The 16,402-nt window shown below is 65.4% G+C and carries 13 protein-coding genes and 1 pseudogene; 2 read left to right on the top strand and 12 right to left on the bottom strand.

Features of this window, described 5'->3' with window-relative positions:
* Positions 1-317 precede the first annotated feature (317 nt).
* From A5636_RS16980 to A5636_RS16925, 12 genes and pseudogenes are all read right to left on the bottom strand, one after another.
* On the bottom strand, positions 318-1,787 hold the full coding sequence (locus A5636_RS16980; RefSeq protein ID WP_253900619.1) for an MFS transporter: 1,470 nt from the start codon (positions 1,785-1,787) through the stop codon (positions 318-320).
* A gap of 103 nt (positions 1,788-1,890) precedes the next feature.
* Positions 1,891-2,556, bottom strand: coding sequence for a nitroreductase family protein (locus A5636_RS16975; protein ID WP_065159806.1), 666 nt, complete (start codon positions 2,554-2,556; stop codon positions 1,891-1,893).
* Positions 2,553-2,942 (bottom strand): RidA family protein, encoded by a 390-nt coding sequence (locus tag A5636_RS16970; protein ID WP_065159805.1) that lies wholly within the window; start codon positions 2,940-2,942, stop codon positions 2,553-2,555. The genes A5636_RS16975 and A5636_RS16970 overlap by 4 nt, the downstream gene beginning before the upstream one ends.
* Complete coding sequence (locus tag A5636_RS16965) at positions 2,939-3,937, bottom strand: NADP-dependent oxidoreductase (RefSeq protein ID WP_253900618.1); 999 nt, start codon at positions 3,935-3,937, stop codon at positions 2,939-2,941. Before A5636_RS16965 ends, A5636_RS16970 begins: the two co-directional genes overlap by 4 nt.
* Before the next feature lie 39 nt (positions 3,938-3,976).
* Positions 3,977-5,455, bottom strand: a complete 1,479-nt coding sequence (locus tag A5636_RS16960; RefSeq protein WP_065159804.1) for a dihydrolipoyl dehydrogenase family protein — start codon at positions 5,453-5,455, stop codon at positions 3,977-3,979.
* A gap of 148 nt (positions 5,456-5,603) precedes the next feature.
* Positions 5,604-6,038, bottom strand: a pseudogene (locus A5636_RS27750) (hypothetical protein); the annotation flags it as partial.
* An 80-nt stretch (positions 6,039-6,118) separates the two neighbouring features.
* Positions 6,119-6,553 carry a cupin domain-containing protein gene (locus tag A5636_RS16950; RefSeq protein ID WP_065159802.1) on the bottom strand — a complete coding sequence of 145 codons (435 nt, stop codon included), beginning with the start codon at positions 6,551-6,553 and terminating at the stop codon, positions 6,119-6,121.
* A 94-nt stretch (positions 6,554-6,647) separates the two neighbouring features.
* The gene (locus tag A5636_RS16945; protein WP_065159801.1) at positions 6,648-7,577 is read right to left on the bottom strand and encodes an NADP-dependent oxidoreductase; all 930 of its coding nucleotides are present in this window, start codon (positions 7,575-7,577) and stop codon (positions 6,648-6,650) included.
* Positions 7,577-7,894, bottom strand: a complete 318-nt coding sequence (locus A5636_RS16940) for a hypothetical protein (RefSeq protein ID WP_253900617.1) — start codon at positions 7,892-7,894, stop codon at positions 7,577-7,579. The genes A5636_RS16945 and A5636_RS16940 overlap by 1 nt, the downstream gene beginning before the upstream one ends.
* Before the next feature lie 52 nt (positions 7,895-7,946).
* Positions 7,947-8,306, bottom strand: coding sequence for a hypothetical protein (locus A5636_RS16935; RefSeq protein WP_065159799.1), 360 nt, complete (start codon positions 8,304-8,306; stop codon positions 7,947-7,949).
* Positions 8,303-8,794 (bottom strand): phosphoenolpyruvate carboxylase, encoded by a 492-nt coding sequence (locus A5636_RS16930; RefSeq protein WP_065159798.1) that lies wholly within the window; start codon positions 8,792-8,794, stop codon positions 8,303-8,305. Before A5636_RS16930 ends, A5636_RS16935 begins: the two co-directional genes overlap by 4 nt.
* Before the next feature lie 367 nt (positions 8,795-9,161).
* The gene (locus tag A5636_RS16925) at positions 9,162-10,946 is read right to left on the bottom strand and encodes a sigma-54-dependent Fis family transcriptional regulator (RefSeq protein WP_065159797.1); all 1,785 of its coding nucleotides are present in this window, start codon (positions 10,944-10,946) and stop codon (positions 9,162-9,164) included.
* Between the two features lie 588 nt (positions 10,947-11,534).
* On the opposite strand from A5636_RS16925, the gene A5636_RS16920 reads away from it, so the two are divergent.
* On the top strand, positions 11,535-14,330 hold the full coding sequence (locus tag A5636_RS16920) for an ATP-binding protein (RefSeq protein WP_065159796.1): 2,796 nt from the start codon (positions 11,535-11,537) through the stop codon (positions 14,328-14,330).
* Between the two features lie 88 nt (positions 14,331-14,418).
* On the top strand, positions 14,419-16,254 hold the full coding sequence (locus tag A5636_RS16915) for an ATP-binding protein (RefSeq protein WP_253900615.1): 1,836 nt from the start codon (positions 14,419-14,421) through the stop codon (positions 16,252-16,254).
* Positions 16,255-16,402: the final 148 nt, after the last annotated feature.

Genomic DNA, 16,402 nt, shown 5'->3' with positions numbered 1-16,402 from the left:
TGGACTGTCTCTTCGGGGCAGCGGTAGCTCAATTCGCGACCTCGCTGAACGCACTTGAAACCACTATGTACGCCACAAACGCACCTCAGCTAGGACGCCCGCACGCGGTCTGACAACCCCGCGTGGATCTGGATGTCTTGAGAGTGCGGCAAGACCGGGTGAGGTGTCATCCCCCAACCGCAGATTCACCCGGGTGAATAATGCACGGCCGCGTAAGCGAATTCGGGTTTCGGCATGTAACCCGTCAGCTAAGGAAGTCCTCCAACTTGTTATGTCGTACGAACGGCCACGGCACGGTCTTATCAGTGTGTGAAGGATCAACGGGGAGAGGTCGGTTCGGTTGCGGCAGAAGGGCTGCTGGCCAGCGCCGGTTGTACACCGGGCCGGTCGCGGCACAACGCCGCGATGTCGCATGGGACAGGTCCGCATCCGGAGGACGGATTGGTTATCAACAGCGCGGCGCACAACGCGCCCAGTGCGAATAGTGCGGCGCTCACCTCCAACACGTGGGCTAATCCGGCGGCACTCGCAGTGCCGGCGGTGATCAAGCCCATGGACCCGATCGACATGAGCACGGCCAGTCGCGAGACGGCGTTGTTGACCGCCGACGCCGAGCCGCTGTGTTCGGTCGGCACTGAGGACAGCATCGCCGAGGTCAGCGGTGTGATTGTCGCAACCAGCCCGACGCCCAGTACGGTCATCCCGGGAACCAAGTCGGTGATCGCGTGGAACCCATGAGGTTTCGGGCGGATCAGCAACAACCCAATCCCCGCCAAAGTGGGACCGGCGATCAGGAAGGCGCGTGGTCCCACCCGAGCGGCGACGCGGCCGACATGACGGGCGAACACGAACGACAACGCCGGGATCGGCAGGGTGGCGAGTCCGGCCGCAGTGGCCGAGTAGCCGCCGACTCCTTGGGTGTAGAGGGTAACGGCCAGCGAGCCCAGCGTCAGCGCGCCGTAGACGAAGGCGGTGACCACATTGGCGGCTGTGAAGTTCCGAAAGGTGAACAGCGGCAACGGAAGCATCGGGGCCCTGCTGCGGTGCTGCCACCATACGAAGCCGACCAACGCGACAATTCCGATCACCAAAGGTGTCATGACCATCGGGTCGGTCCAGCCGTCGCGTTGCGATTCGATCAGCGCGTACACACTTGCGCCCAGCCCGACCGCCGACAGGACCACCCCCGCGACGTCGACATGGGCACCGTCGACCCGCCCCGACATCGGGCACAGCCAGAACGTCAGTGCATACCCGATCCCCATGGGTATCGCCGACAGCACGAAAATCCAACGCCAGCCAAGGAAATCAACGCACAATCCACCCAGCAGGGGGCCCAACGCGAAGGCGATGCCCGTCCACCCGGTCCAGACGCCGATCGCGGCGGACTGGTGTGCTTTGTCGAAGACCGAGTTAATCAGCGCCAGCGACCCCGGTACGAGGAACGCCGCGCCCAGGCCCTGGATGAGGCGCGCGGTGATCAACGTCGCCGGTGAAGTGGCAACAGCCGCCAGGACCGAGCCCACCCCGAAAGCCAACAGCCCGAACCGCATCACCGGAACGCGCCCGAACAGATCCGAGATGGATCCGCCGGGCAGAATCGCGGCCGCCATCGCCAACAGGTAGCCGTCGATGATCCATTGCTGCGCGGCCAGGCCACCACCGAGGTCATGCTCGACGGCCGGCAACGCCAGGTTGACGACGGTGGAGTCGAGGAACGCGACCATCGACACCGTCACCGCAACCACCATCGCGCGGCTGGTCGGTGCCGCGTCGCGCAACGTCACTGCAGGGGCCGAAGGTCGTCGTGATCGCGGTTAATCGTTGTCCTCCTAGATCTTTCGCTCCCACACTGACGAACCGCCCCGCCGGATCACTGCGGTGGACCGCTCACCACCGGTCGAAATGCAGCACGTCATCGAGCGGAACCCGTCTGGCGCGGCGGAAGGTCGTGCCGGTGTAATAGGCGGTGGGGATCGTCGTGGCGTGATAGACGTTGTCGGGCAGTCCGAGGATGGCCCGCATCTCGCCGTCGGCCATGATGGTCACCCCGGTCCACGTGGTTCCCAGGCCCCGCGAACGCGCGGCCAGCATGTAGCTCCACGTGGCCGGCATCACCGAACTCCAATATTGATTGGCGTTTTCGCGCGTCAGCGCGCCGTCGCCGTCAATGACCTCGACGCACGGGATCATCAAGACGGGAACCTCGCCGATGTGTTCAGCGAGGTACGCCGCGCTGTCGGACACTTTGCGCTGCTCGCGATTGCGGGCGGGGTTGTCCTTGAACCGATCGGCGACCGCGAACGGCGACGCGACGATCGCGTCCCACGTGCGGCGGTAGACATCGGCGATGGCGCGGCGCTGTTCGGTGTCGGTGACCACGAGGAAGCTCCAGTTCTGCACGTTGGCCGAGGTCGGTGCCTGCACCGCGATATCCAGGCATTCCCGGATCAGTCCGATGGGAACGGGTTTGGTCAAATCGAGACGTTTGCGCACCGATCGGGTCGTGGTCAGCAGTTCGTCGGTGGACAGGTCGACGATCGGGTAATCGCTCATGCCGGCAGGATGGCCGTCACTTCGACCTCCACCCGGATGTTGGGCCACACCAGCCCGTCGATGATGGCGAACATGGCGGCGGGTCGGTGCTGGATGAATTCTTTGCTCACGGCCAGGTAGGCGGCCGCGTTGTCACGGCTGGTGACCCATTGGCGCATGTAGACGATGTCGGTGAGTTTGGCGCCGGCCTTGCCGAGCGCGGCTTCGACGTTGGCCCAGCACTGGCGGGCTTCGTCGGTGAAGTCTTCAGGCAGGGTGCCGTCTTCGCGCACCCCAGGTGTGCCGGAGACGAAAATCTGTGTGCCGCGGCCGGATACGGCGACAGCGTCGGCATAGTGTCCGATGTGGTCGGCCACTCCGGTGCGGATCGGGGTAATTGTGGTCATCGAGACTCCTTGGTGGTGTGGGGTTTGTTCGACTGAGTTCCTGAGATGTCTTTCGCGATGACGACTCCGCTGGCCTCGTGGCCGGCGACGACATGCGCGAGGGCGGCGGCGGCTTGATCGAGGCCGCAGGCACGCGGGGTCGGCATGCTCAACCGATGGGAGGCGAGTAGCGCGGTGAGGCGGTCGAGTTGGGCTCCGTCGGAGCGGACGTAAACCGCGGTGACGGTGATCCCGCGGGTAGATGCGGGCGGGTCGGGGGTGATGGTGGCCAGTCGGCCGCCGTCGGAAAGCGCGGTCATCGCCGCAGCAGCACCGCCCAAGGCCGCGTTGGCGACCGCGTCGACGGAGTCGTTCGCCAATGCCCTTGCGCGTTGGGGCCATAGCGGATCGCGGTAGTCGATCACTTCGCGGGCGCCGTGGCCGCGGACCCGGTCGGCGCTGCGCGGTCCGGCGGTGGCGAGCACATCGACCCCGCGCAGGGCGGCAAGCTGGACGATGAGCCCGCCGGTGATTCCGCCCGCGCCATGAACAAGCAATGTTTCTCCACCGCTCAGGGCTAATGCCTCGGCGACCACCTGCTCGGCGGTCAAGGCCGGTACGGGAAAGATTGCTGCGGTCTCCCACGAAAGCTCGGGTGGTTTGTGGGCGAGCGATGCGACGGGTGCGATCACGGTCGGCGCCCACGTGCCCTGGTCGCGTAGGGGTACGGGGTGGCATAGCACCTCATCGCCCACTTTGAATCCGCTCGGCTGAGCACCGACGGCCGCGATGACCCCGGCGGCCTCAACTCCGAGAGCTAGCGGCGGCCTCGTGCCCACGTCCCAACCGCCGTAACGAACGATGTTGTCCCAGTTGCCAACCCCGGCGCTGCGAATGTCGATGAGGACCTCGTCGGCCGCCAACGGTCGCGGGTCGTCCAGTTCCAGGATCTCCACTTTGCCGCCGAGCGTGCGGACCCCCGCTACCAGCATGGTCACGCTGCGACGACCGGCCACTCGTGGTTCATCGTATTTCCTCTCATGGATTTGATTCGCTTATGCGCTCTTCTGGGCTTGCTGCGACTCGCTTTTCGATAGCGGGGCAAGCTCGGACTCTTGGGCGACGAGCAGATCCCAGATTTGGTTCACCGTCGGGTGTGGCGCGACCGCGTGGCGTAGGAGACTGACCGGGACCTTCGCGACGATGGCCAGGGTGGCTGCTTGGACCAGTTCCGAGAATTCCGGGCCGACGAACGTCGCTCCGAGCAGCGTGTTGGTCTCGGCGTCGATGACCAATTTCGCCCATCCGTGGAAGCCCTCCCTGAACAGGGCCAGGAATGACAGTGTGCCTGGGTAATGGGCCGTTCGGGTCCGTACCGCAAATCCTTCCCCGCGGGCTCGGCTTTCCGTCCGCCCGACCCAAGCCACTTGCGGCTCAGTGAAAATGACCTGGGCAAGGCTGCCGGCATCACGGGCACTCAACTCGTTCTCGGACAGTTCTCGGCCCGCCGCCCGGGCCGCGATGATCTCGGCCACGAGGCGCCCATGGTAGGTCGAGATATGGGACAGCCGAGCCCGCCCGGTGGTGTCTCCCAGAGCATAGAGCCAGTCCCCTGCGACACCGACCGCCTGGAGATGGTCGTTGACGGCGACGAACCCGCCGCTGGGCAGGCCGAGTGTTTCCAGTCCGATGTTGTCGGTATTGGTGTGCCGCCCGGCAGCCAGGATGAGCTCGTCTACCTCGATGGTCTTGCGGTTAAAAGTTGCGGTAACAGGGCCGTCCGCCGCGGGACGCGATACCGCCGACAACTCGGTCTCCAAGTGAATCGTGACGCCCTGGCTCCGCAACGCCTGCGCGACCAGTTCGTGCACTTCGGGTTCGCAGCGCGGCAGAAGGGTGCTCCCACGCACCAGAAGCGTTACCGCAGAGCCTAATCCGGTCAGGATGGTCGCGAACTCGACACCGACAGGACCGCCACCCACCACCAGTGCCCGTGGTGGCACCTCTGTCATAGTCGTCACATCACGATTGGTCCAAGGGCGTGCCTGCGCCAACCCGGGTATCTGTGGCACGTTAGGGCGCGTGCCGGTGGCCAGCACCACCGCGTGGCGTGCAGTCAAGACGGCTTCGGTGGTATCTCCCACGGCATAAGCCACCCGCACCGTTCGTTCGCCGTTCAACCGGCCGAACCCATGAAACACCGCTGCACCGGCTTCGCGCAGCGACGCTGATCGGTCTTGGTCCGAGAGATTTTCAATGATCGCGTCGCGTTTCGCGAAGACCGCCGCAACATCCAATCTGGCGTCCGAAATAGCCTCTCGCACACCAGGGACCGCCTTCGCGAGGTTGAACACCTCAATTGGGCGGAGCAGCGTCTTGCTCGGGTTGCAGCCCCAGTAGTGACACTCCCCACCGACCAGGCGATCCTCAACGAGCGCCACCGAAAGGCCCAGGGACGCGAGCTTTCGCACTGCGGCCACTCCGCCCACGCCGCCACCCACGACGATCACGTCGAAGTCTTTACCGGCTTTCATCTATCCTCGGTTCGCTCACGAGTGTGTGGCCGTCAGACTCACCCGTCACAACGAGCCGGCTCCAAACGGTTGAAAGTTTCCGGATTGAATGAGGTCCAGTGGTGTGGGACAACGATCTCGTGGATGTCGCGGATGTCGTGGATGTAGCGGATGTCGTGGATGTAGCGGATGTCGTGGATGTTGTGCCGAGCACCGCGTAGGCCGCGGCCGCACTCGCCGCTGAGAAGACGCTGTAACTCAGCGGTGATTCGATCCCGAGGGATACGGCCATCGCCGTTCCAAAGACCATGAGCACCAAGCAAGTCGCCGTCCCGACGAGTTTCGGCCACCAGCCCGCGATGAGTAGGACTCCCAGGGTTGCTTCGGTGGCGGTGGCAACCCACACGATGACGGTCAATAGCCATCCAGAAGCAAACGGGACAAGCTGGTGAGTGTATTCGGCGAAGCGGGCCATGCTCCCCCAGCTTCCCTGTCCGAACCGTTTCCACCAACCGAACCGGTCGGCGACAGCGGACAAAAAGGCCGCCGCCAGCGAGAATCGCAGTGCCATCCGGACGATTCGGGTCGGATCAGGGGTGCGCATGGGCTTCTCTCGTAATCCGGAGCGTCGTGCAAGTGTGAATGCCGATCGGTGCGAACAGTTTCCGTCGGTGACGCGCTGCCTCATCTTGTTGCGTTGTCGTCGGTGGTGAGCGGGCCGTCTCCGGTATCAACCAAGAACACTGCGAGCAATTCAGCTGGTTCGGTGGCGCTGGCATTTTCACTGACCGTGTGGTGCGCCCCGGGCGCTTCACTCCACGTCTCGCCGGGGTGATAGACGCGTGCTGGCTCACCTTCGACTTGGCTCCGGATCGCTCCGGAAATCACGTACGCCATGATGAACGCCGACCTGGCATGGTGGTGCGGCCCGCTTTTGGCTCCCGGTGGATAGTTGACAGTCACTGCTTCAAGTGACTTTCCCGGAATATTGGTCGTCTGATTGAAGACCGAGCGGACCACCGGCTTTTGATTCGAGCTCTCCGGTGCCGACTGGGCGTGGCAAGCAGACGCGAGCAACACCGCGACGGTCAGTGCGAAAACCGGCATTTTTAAGGCCATTTGTTGCCTGCTTTCCCTCGAGAGGTCTAGTGCGGCCAGCCGACGTAACCGCACGACGTCCGATGCCCCCCGTACGCGCGCAGTCTCGCCATGTTCATCCTTCTCGGTGTTCGGCTACGCGCAGGATCGTCTTGCCTGCGATTCGCTTGCTGGGAGCGAATGCAGCGGCAGCTTCGGCCAGGGGCAGTACCGCACCCACCACCGGGGTGAGGCGTCCATCGCGTACTCGCGCAGCGAGTTCGGCGAGCTGGGCGCGGTCTACTTCCACTAGGAAGAAAATCGCCCGCCCATCACGCGGCAGGGCCTTGGGCGGCTCGGCGATGGTGACAAGCGTTCCACCGCCCCGCACCAGTTCGGCCGAGCGGGCGAGGATCTCTCCGCCGATGACATCGAACACGACGTCGACTTCCCCTGCTTCCGATAGCTTTTCGGTGTCCAGGTCGATGAACTTATGGACGCCGATCTCGTCGGCGCGGTCTCGGTCTGAGGTTCGGCCGGTACCGATGACGCGTGCGCCGACCTCGCGAGCGAGCTGCACCGCAATCGACCCGACCCCGCCCGAAACACCGTGGATCAGCACCGTTTGTCCGGCGGCGAGGCGGGCGTGGTCGAACAGCCCCTGCCAGGCAGCCAAACCAGAGATGGGCAGCGCCGCCGCCACGGTATGGTCGATGTCTATCGGCAGCGGTGCGAGATTACGGGCTTCCACGGCGGTGTACTCCGCGAGCGAGCCGTTGCGAGCCCAGTCGGTGATCCCGAACACCCGCTGTCCGACGCTCAAAAGCGTAGTCCCGTAACCCAACTCAACTACGACGCCGGACAGTTCATGGCCGGGCACGCTTGGCGTCCGGTCCCGGCCCGCACGGTCGATCCAGGTGTGCGGCCAATCAAGCTCCCCGCGTGTGAAACCCGCGGCGTGTACCCGCACGACGACCTCGTTGTCAGCCGGCTCGGGATACGGGATGTCGGTCAACGACAGGCCAGCGACACCAGCGTCACGATCCGAAACAGTAATGGCTTGCATTACAGGTCCCTTCTGATCGCGGTCGTTGCCGTGCGGTCCGCCGCGGACTGCGGTTGTACGCTGACGAGCTCAAGACCAAGGTCACGAACTCGGTCGAGGAGTCCGTAAAGCTCCGACTGGTCGCGAATTTCACCGGTGAACACGGTTTCGGCTGCACCTGCCTCCAGGCGCATTCCTTCCAGTGCGCAGCCGAGCCGTTCACTGACACGGCCCCGAATGCAGATCCGGTACATCGTCGACTGCATTTGTCCTCCGCTCGCGAACTGCCGATCAGCATGCACCGATGCCGGGTGAGCCGTCATCACCCAGCGCGCCAATTCACCCGGGTGATGCGCGCACAGTTAGGGCGCACCCAGAACGGCCGCGGTCTCATCGTGTCGGCTCTGGGTTCAGCGCCGCCGCGCAACCCACGCATAGGCGCGTGCCCTGCCGGTCGACGAAGCTGGGTGATTCGCTTGCCTTTTCGCACGCTTCTCCGCATGACGTGCACTGGGTGCCGGCGGTGGCCGCTTGCCGGTCAGGTGGCGCCCAGATCACTGCGCGTCGCCGCGCGCCGCGATTGCGCTCTTGCCGCGCGGTGTAGTCGATCAACCCGACGGCGGCTGCGGATCCCGCGCAAATGGCGCCGGCCACGCCGAACTCGGTGAGCTGACCATTGACCAACATCAGGAGTGCATAATCGCCGGCCACTACCGCCGCGAACAGAGCGGCAGCGCGCGACCCGGTCATTGTGCGGGCCCCTCGGGCCAGATCGGACGCACGGCGAAGACGCTGCGCAGGTATCCGGTGGGACGCCCGCAGGTGGCGCAATATGGGTGCACGCCGCATCGGGATGCCAACTCGCGTCTGTCTCCCACGTAGGTCGCCATCGCCCATTGCACTGTGGCCAGGCAGGCTTGACAGAGCGTCTCGACCACGTCGCCGTCTGCCGTCAGGCCCATCTGGTCACATTCGTCGATGGCGTGTATCTCGGCGACCGCCACCGCCGGTGCGCCGCAGGTGATGCCGGTGGACGGCGCCTGGGCACTGCACATGGGCTGGAGGGCGTGAAGTTGATCCTCGAGCGCGGGGACAGCGGCCGTCGCGCCACCCATTGTCCGGTGCACCCAGCGCCGGGCAACAGCGGCGGCGTCCCGCATTCGATGCGGCAGCCATGGTGTTCGTGTGGTGTCGGCGCCGTATTCAGCAGGCGACCGTTGAAATTGGCGTGGCTTCATCTTGTTTCTCCGATTGTGCCGATGGATTCCGCAGCGACCTGTTTTCTCGCCTATGAGGTCCGAACGCTGATCCGGCACATTTCCGGCGCCCCGTACGATCGGCTTGCGGTCTGTTTAGCCAGCATCGGCCGACGAGGGATGAGTGGACATCACCCGGCGAACTGATTCACCCGGGTGATTGGTGGCGCACTTCGAGCCCCGCCAGCGGCGCGACGAACGGCACTAGAAGTGGGGACTTGGGGCCCATCCGAGTCGTCGGACGAGTCCCCCGGGGCGTAACCCCAGAGCTTGGGTAGCAAATGCCGATGGCTGCCGCTTCGCGACGATTATTGTTAGCCAAGGCTTTTGAGGCGGCAAGCGGAGGTTTTCAGGCGATGCCGTAGTCGTTTATCTTGCGATAGATGGTCGCCCGCGACATTCCGAGAGCGCGGGCCGCCTCTTGTTTTTTGCCGTCGTTGTCTTGCAGGCTACGGACAATAGCGTCGCGCTCGAGGGCTTCCATTTGGGTCAGCTTCCGGCGCGTGATGGAGCGGCACTCCGGCGGCAACTTGTCGGCGCTGATGATGCCCGATCGTTGGCGGGCAACGGTTTCGGTCAGAACCCGCCGCAGCTGCGAGACGTTGCCCGGCCACGGCAGCCTGCTGAGGTGTCGCATGGCATCGGGTGCCAGCTTCACGTCAGCGCCCCGGGTGATCTCGCGCAGCAGCAGCGGCACCAACTCCTCGAGGTCGTCGATCCGATGTCGCAGCGCCGGCACTGTGACGGTATGGCTAAACAGCGGCAGTAGCTGTTTGACCGGTGCTGAAGGAGGTGCGGGACTTCTGGTGGCTGCGATCCACCCCCGGCCCGGGCACGCGGCCACCATCGAGATGATCGATTCAAGTGTGTCCTCGTCGATGTCATCGACATCGGCGATCACCACGGCGAAGTCCTCGTCACCCAACTGAGTTGCCAGCTCGGCGACCAGACGCGTGGCGCTGGGAAAGGTCTCGGCGCGCATCAACCGAACGGTTCGGCCCGGTTTCACATACTGCCCGACCGCCTGCGCCAGCCGCGCCCGGCCGGATCCTTTCTCTCCCTCCAGCATCACCCAGTCTCGGTCGCGGCAGCACTGCCGCACCTGCTGGCAGCAGCGCAGCCAGGCGGTGTCGCGGCCTGCCAGGCCAGGGATCTGCGGGTGCAGCGGTTGGGCTATTTTCGGCGGGTGCGAGCTGGTCTCCACGGAAAGATCAACGCGGAAAACGACATTCGGCCGGCCGCCGCGCAATGTCGAGCGGTCGACGGTTGTGATTTTGGCAATGTGCCCGCTCGGCAGCACAGCCAGTGCGGTGCCCGACAGCGTGGAGCCGAGCAGATCCGACGCGTGTTCGAGCAGCGCGGTTTGTTCGTGGCCGTCCAGCGTCCGACGTAGGTAGGGGTTCATCAACACCACGTCGCCACCGATCGCGAGCACACCGCCCGTAGATCGCTGTGCCTGCTGCAGGTACGCCTCCAGCAGAGCGGTTTCGCCCTCATGAGCGACCACCCGCATCCGGTCCTCGATTTGTCGACTGGCGCTGGTAGCAAGCGCGAGCAACAGTGGATCGGATTCGTCAGCCAGACAACTCAGATTGACGGCGCCGATTACCCTGCGCGTGATGGGATCCCGAATCGGCGAACCCGCGCACGCGAACCCGGTGAACATCGCGACGTAGTGCTCGCCACCACGGATGAACGCGGGCTGCCCGGTCTCCAGCGCTGTACCAATCCCGTTGGTGCCGGCCACTTCTTCGGCCAAGCTATAGCCCGGCACGAGGCTCACTGTGTCCAACGCGTTGAGGATGGACACATTCGGGGCGGTTCGTTCCATCACCACCCCGTCGGTCGATGTCAGGACAACGCTGACAGCATGCGCGGCCAGGTCATCGGTGACGCGTTGCAGGATGGGCGCGGCCGCACGCGCCAGTCGCGAACCCATATTGGGTTCACGTACATACGGGAGTTCGACCCGGTCGGGGTGCACGCGCAGGGCCTGTGAACGACGCCAGGAGTCCAGCACATTGGGCGGCAGACTGTCGTCGCCTGGGGAACGCACCGCGTCGTGGGACTCCACGGACAGGAACTTTTCCCTGGCCCGCTCAACTTCGGTCACGCAGCCCACCTGCGACGCCATTCCCCAAACTACCTCGACTCTGACTCGCGGTCACCAAGCGACGTTGCGCCACAGGTCTCCGGTGATCGCGAGTCTGGGTGTCGCTTTGCTGTAGACATCGAACAGTCACTTTACGCCGCTGACGGTGCCTTGCTTGTACTAAGCGGCACGTTGGCCACGCAAGCGTTGTCGCCCGATGACGACAGTGCAGTTCCGTGTCGCCTCAGCGTCTCATTTTGAGACGCTGACCCGGCTCATGTTGAGACGTTCACCAGGCGCGCGCCGCGGTGTCATAGATCGCAGAAGCCAATGCATCGCCACAACCAAAAGAGGAGACGTGCGGTGAACGGATACGGGGTGAGCTCGGCTCACGAGAAATTCATCAGGCCGTTGCCGGGACGCTGGCCCGCCGGTCCGAATATTCGCCTCCAGCGTGCGCATGAGGTAACTGTGGAGATCCCGTCTGACTCGATGGCACCCGATTCACCGCAGACGGGGCGGAGGAATACCCCTAAACTGACTGCCAGCGCGAGCGGTGGCGATAACGGTGGACGACACGACTGGGAGGTCTTTCGCCCGGCGACGTCAAGTCGGCGGGCGGCGGTGCGCGTGAGCACAGCGGGAGCCTCGGGGAACGTTCGCATTCCGCCGCTTCGCGGGCGGGCGGGCGAGTTGAAGGTGCTCGGCGAACTGATCGCGGGGGTCGCTCAGGGGTGCGGCGGCGTACTGGTCATCGAGGGGCCGCCGGGTATCGGCAAAAGCCGTTTGCTGACCGAGGTCTTGACGCTCGCCGACAAGGCCGGCGTTCGGGCACTGTTCGGCGAGGCGTTCGAGTACCAGCAGACGGTGCCGTTTTTCTCGCTCTTCATGGCAACCCTGCGCGCGGATCCCCCTGTCGGTGATGCAGAGGCACTGCGCCGGTTGGGCGCGGAGGCGGATCTCAGCTACTGGGTGGTGCGCGATCTGCAAGCAGCGATTCATGCGGCCGCGTCGCGAACACCGTTGGCGATCCTCCTCGAGGACATCCATTGGGCCGACAACGCCACCCTGCTGGCGTTACGGTCGCTGGCCGCGACGCGGCCGGATGCCCCGGTGCTGTGGGTGCTCACCGCACGAACGGGCGCCGGGGGTCCGGGGGTTCGCGAGACGCTGAGCGCCTTGGAACGCGAGGGTGCCGAGTTTCTGCGGCTGACGGCCATGAAACCGAAGGCGGTCGCCGACCTCGTGCAAGACGCGGTGCGAGCCAACGCGGATGCGTCGCTGCTAAGCCTCGCCGACAAGGCGCACGGCAACCCGTTCCTGCTAACAGAACTCCTGAGGGGACTCGACGAAGAGGGTCGGCTCGACGTGCGGGGCGGCCGCGCGGGCGCTACCGGAGACACGTTGCCGCGACGGCTCAGTGACACCATGCAGCAGCGACTTGGCCAGCTCTCCCCCGCGGCCAGCCAAGTCGTGCGGGTGGCGGCGGTGCTGCCGGACCGATTTTCGGCCCGCCTGCTCGCCGCGATGCTGGAGCGCCGTCCGGCCACCTTGTTATCTGCGGTGGACGAGTCAGTCCGCGCCGACCTGCTCATCGAAGACGGCGATCAGATGAGGTTTCGTCATGACCTGCTGCGCGAAGCGACGCGGCAATCTTTGCCCCAGTCGCTGCGCCGGGCAATGGAACGGCAATCGGCGAGCGTGATGCTGGACATGGGGGCGGCGCCCGAGGAGGTCGCTACCCAGCTTTCCCGCAGCGCGGAGGTGGGTGATCAAGCCGCGATCGCCGCACTGCGCGAAGCCGCGCGCTCGGTGGCCAGTAGCGATCCCGCGGCTGCGTCGGATTTGAGCATGCGTGCGTTGGAGCTCCAGCCTCCCCATGACCCCGGCCGTGGGCAACTCGTGACGGAAACCATCGTGTTGCTCAACCGGGCCACCCGCTATGAGCAGGCGGAAAGGTTGGCCGGCAGCACGCTGGCTGCCGCGTTGGCACCCGAAGAGGAAGCCGAGATTCTGCTACGGCTCCGGACGCCGATCACCGACACGACGACCCAACACATCGAAGACAACCGCCGCGCACTTCAGTTGCCCCACCTCAGCGACGTCACCCGGGCACGGCACCAGGCGTGGTTGGCGTACAACCTGGCGATGTACGGCCTGCACGGACAGGACAGCGCGGCAGCCGACGAGGCGGCGGCCACCGCCGCAGCGACCGGCGATCTCGAGTCGATCATTCTGTCCGGAGTGGCACTTTCCTGTCTGGACTGCGCGGACGGATATCCGGGGCGCGGGTTGCACCGCGTTGAGGAACTGCAAGCGTTGGCCCCCGCGGGTGACATGACCGCTCATAACCTCGCCGCATGCCATCTGGCCAATCTGCTTGCCGTGGCGGGACGGTTGGCAGACGCCGCGACAGTGGTCGGGAAGTACACGGAGAAATCCCAGCGGGAACGCGACGGCATGGCGCTTCACATCTGGGGTCTGACGGCGGGGGTGGTGCACCTGGCCGCGGGCCGGTTATCGGCTGCCCGCGCCAGCACCGAGCCTTTGCCCACACCCGGGCGAACGGGGTCGACCTTCGTCAGCGCAATGCGCATGTTCACCCTGGCCGATGTGGCGGCGCGCACCGACGACCGGACGTTGTTGGCAGAGGCGATGAGTGAAGCGCGCGACGCGTACGTCACCGGTTCCCCCGCGGTGCGTCGCGGGGCGGCATGCGCGCTGGGGCTGGCCGCGTGGCAGCGCGACGATGTTCACGAAGCGCTGCGCTGGCTCAGCGGCGACATCGCCCTGCTCGTGACACCGTTCCTGCCGACCGTGTTGGATCAGTTGACTTTGACCGCGCGGGTAGCCTCGGCCGCGGGCGACGCCGGCCTTCGAGCGCGTCTATTGGATGCCGTCGACATACTCGAACGCGAGCGGCCGGCAGTTCCGTTGTTCGCCACGGTCGCGCAACACACTCGCGGGATCATCGAGCGTGACGCCCAGGCATTGGTGGCCGCTGCCGAGTTACTTCGTTCCTCGGAGCGGCCACTTCTCTACGCAGGCGCTGCCGAGGACGCCGGTGGCGAGCTCAGTCGCGCACAGCGCAACGCCGAAGCGCTCGACCAGTTGAACGCAGCTTTCGACACCTACATTGAGTGTGAAGCGATTAGTGATGCCCGCCGGGTCGGCCGCGCGCTGCGCCTACTAGGTGCGGAACGCCGCATCGTCACCCACCCGCGAGCGCGAACCGGCTGGGACAGCCTCACCGACTCCGAACTCAAGGTCATCCAGCTGATCGCCGACGGCGCGACCAACCGCGCTGTCGCCCAGCAGCTGCACCTCTCCCCGCACACCGTCAAGACCCACGTACACAATGCCTTCGCCAAGCTCGGCATCACTTCCCGAGCTCAATTGACCCAGGTTGTGCCCCACTCGGATTGATCGGTAGCAAACCGAAGGTGACGTGCCCGGCCTACAATGACGTGCACCGCAATGGAAGTCCGCTAAATAGTGGTAGGCAGGACACTCGATGGGGCCTTCACCCGGCCTTTCTGACGTCGACGGGCAGCGCTGGGTCACATCGCCAATTCGTGGGCGCACAGACGAGCTGAAAACCGTAGGGGCACTGCTTTCCGGAGTCGTCGAGGGGCGCGGGGGCGTACTGGTCATCGAGGGCCCGCCCGGCATCGGTAAGAGCCGGTTGCTCACCGAGGTCGTAGCGCTGGCCGAAGAGTCCGGGGTCCGCGCGTTATTCGGCGAGGCTTTCGAGTACCAGCGGACGGTGCCGTTTTTCTCGCTGTTCATGGCGACACTGAACGCCGACCCGCCGGTGGGAGACGCCGAGGCGTTGCGCCAACTGGGCGGCTCGGCCGACCTGCGCTACTGGGTGGTGCACGATCTGGCCGACGCGATCGGTGCCGCGGCCGCACAAGCCCCGCTGGCGATTGTGCTGGAGGACATTCACTGGGCCGACAACGGCACGCTGTTGGCGCTGCGGTCGCTCACCACCGCGCGACGTGATGCTGCGGTGTTGTGGATCCTGACGGCCCGCACCGGGGCCGGCGGGCCGGCGGTGCAGGAAACGTTGTCGGTGCTGCACCGAGCCAATGCCACGTTCTTGCGGTTGGGAGCCCTGACGCCGGGTGCGGTCGCCGACATGGTCCAAGACACCGTGCGGGCGAGGGCAGATACGTCTCTGCTGAATCTGGCCGCCAAAGCCCACGGCAATCCGTTTCTGGTCAGCGAACTTGTCCGGGGGCTGGGCGAAGAGGACCGACTGGATGTCAGCGGCGGGCGGGCGGTGGCCACCGGAGAGGAGCTGCCGCGGCGTCTGGGCGTCGGTATGCACCAGCGACTCGACCTGCTCTCCGAGAGTGCGTCGGAGGTGGTGAGGGTGGCCGGCGTGCTGCCGGACCGGTTCTCGGCGGGTTTGCTGGCCGCGATGCTGGACCGGCCGCCGACGTCGTTGCTGTCGGCGCTCGAGGAGGCGGTGCGCGCGGACCTGTTCGTCGAGGACGGCGAACAGTTGCGGTTTCGGCACGACTTGCTGCGCGAAGCCACCCGGCAATGCTTGCCGCAGTCGCTGCGGCGGGCGATGGAGCGCCAGTCGGCTTCGGTGATGCTCAGTATCGGCGCCGACCCGGCCGAGGTAGCCACCCAACTGGCACGCAGCGCCGAACCGGGCGACCGGGAAGCGATCGACGCGCTACGCCGAGCCGCCCAATCGGTTGGCCACGGCGATGCGAGCGGAGCCGCCGACTTGAGCAAGCGCGCGTTGGAGCTTTTGGCCGCCGACGACGCTGAGTACGGATCCCTGGTCGCGGAAACAGTGGAGTGGCTCAATCGGGCCAGCCGCTACGGCGAGGCCGAAGAATTGGCTGTCCTGGCGCTCTCGCGGGCAGCCTCGCCTGAAGTAGAAGCCGAGATCCGTCTGCGGCTGCCCGCGCACACCAGGCACAGCACCCAGCGGCGAGCTGAGGAAAACCGGCGGGCGCTTGAGTTGAGCGACATCAGTGAGGTCACCCGGGCGAGGCATCTGGCGTGGCTGGCCTACAACATCGTGCTGCAGGACAGGAGCGGGCAACAGCAGATGGCCCCCGTCGAGGCTGCCGAAGCCGCGGCAGCCACCGGTGATCTCGAGGCCACGATCATTTCCGAGCTCACTCTCAGCCTGCTCGATGTCGGCGAGGGGTACCGGGTGCGCGCCCTCGAGCGCCTGGAAAGGCTTTGTTCGCTTGGTTACACGAGTGATGCGGCTTTGGCTCATGGCTTAGCCGCTATTTACTACGCAATCCTGCTGGCAGTGGTCGGCCGACTGGACGACGCGGCGGTTCGGGTCGCTGACAACCGGCCCGCCGCGAGGTGAATGACCCCGCTGATGGCGGTCCACAAATTGAGGACCATCGCGTTGCCCTGCCGGCGGGCCTGCGCGATGCCGTCAGCGACCCGAACCGCCGCGTCGTCCAGTCGGCCGACCACTGCCAGCAGGATTGCGTAGTAAATAGCGGCTAAGC

Source organism: Mycobacterium asiaticum (genome assembly GCF_001673315.1).
In the GTDB taxonomy this organism is placed as follows: Bacteria; Actinomycetota; Actinomycetes; order Mycobacteriales; family Mycobacteriaceae; genus Mycobacterium; species Mycobacterium asiaticum_B.
Note: the sequence above shows the minus strand (reverse complement) of the source record. Positions and strands in the feature narration are given on the sequence as shown.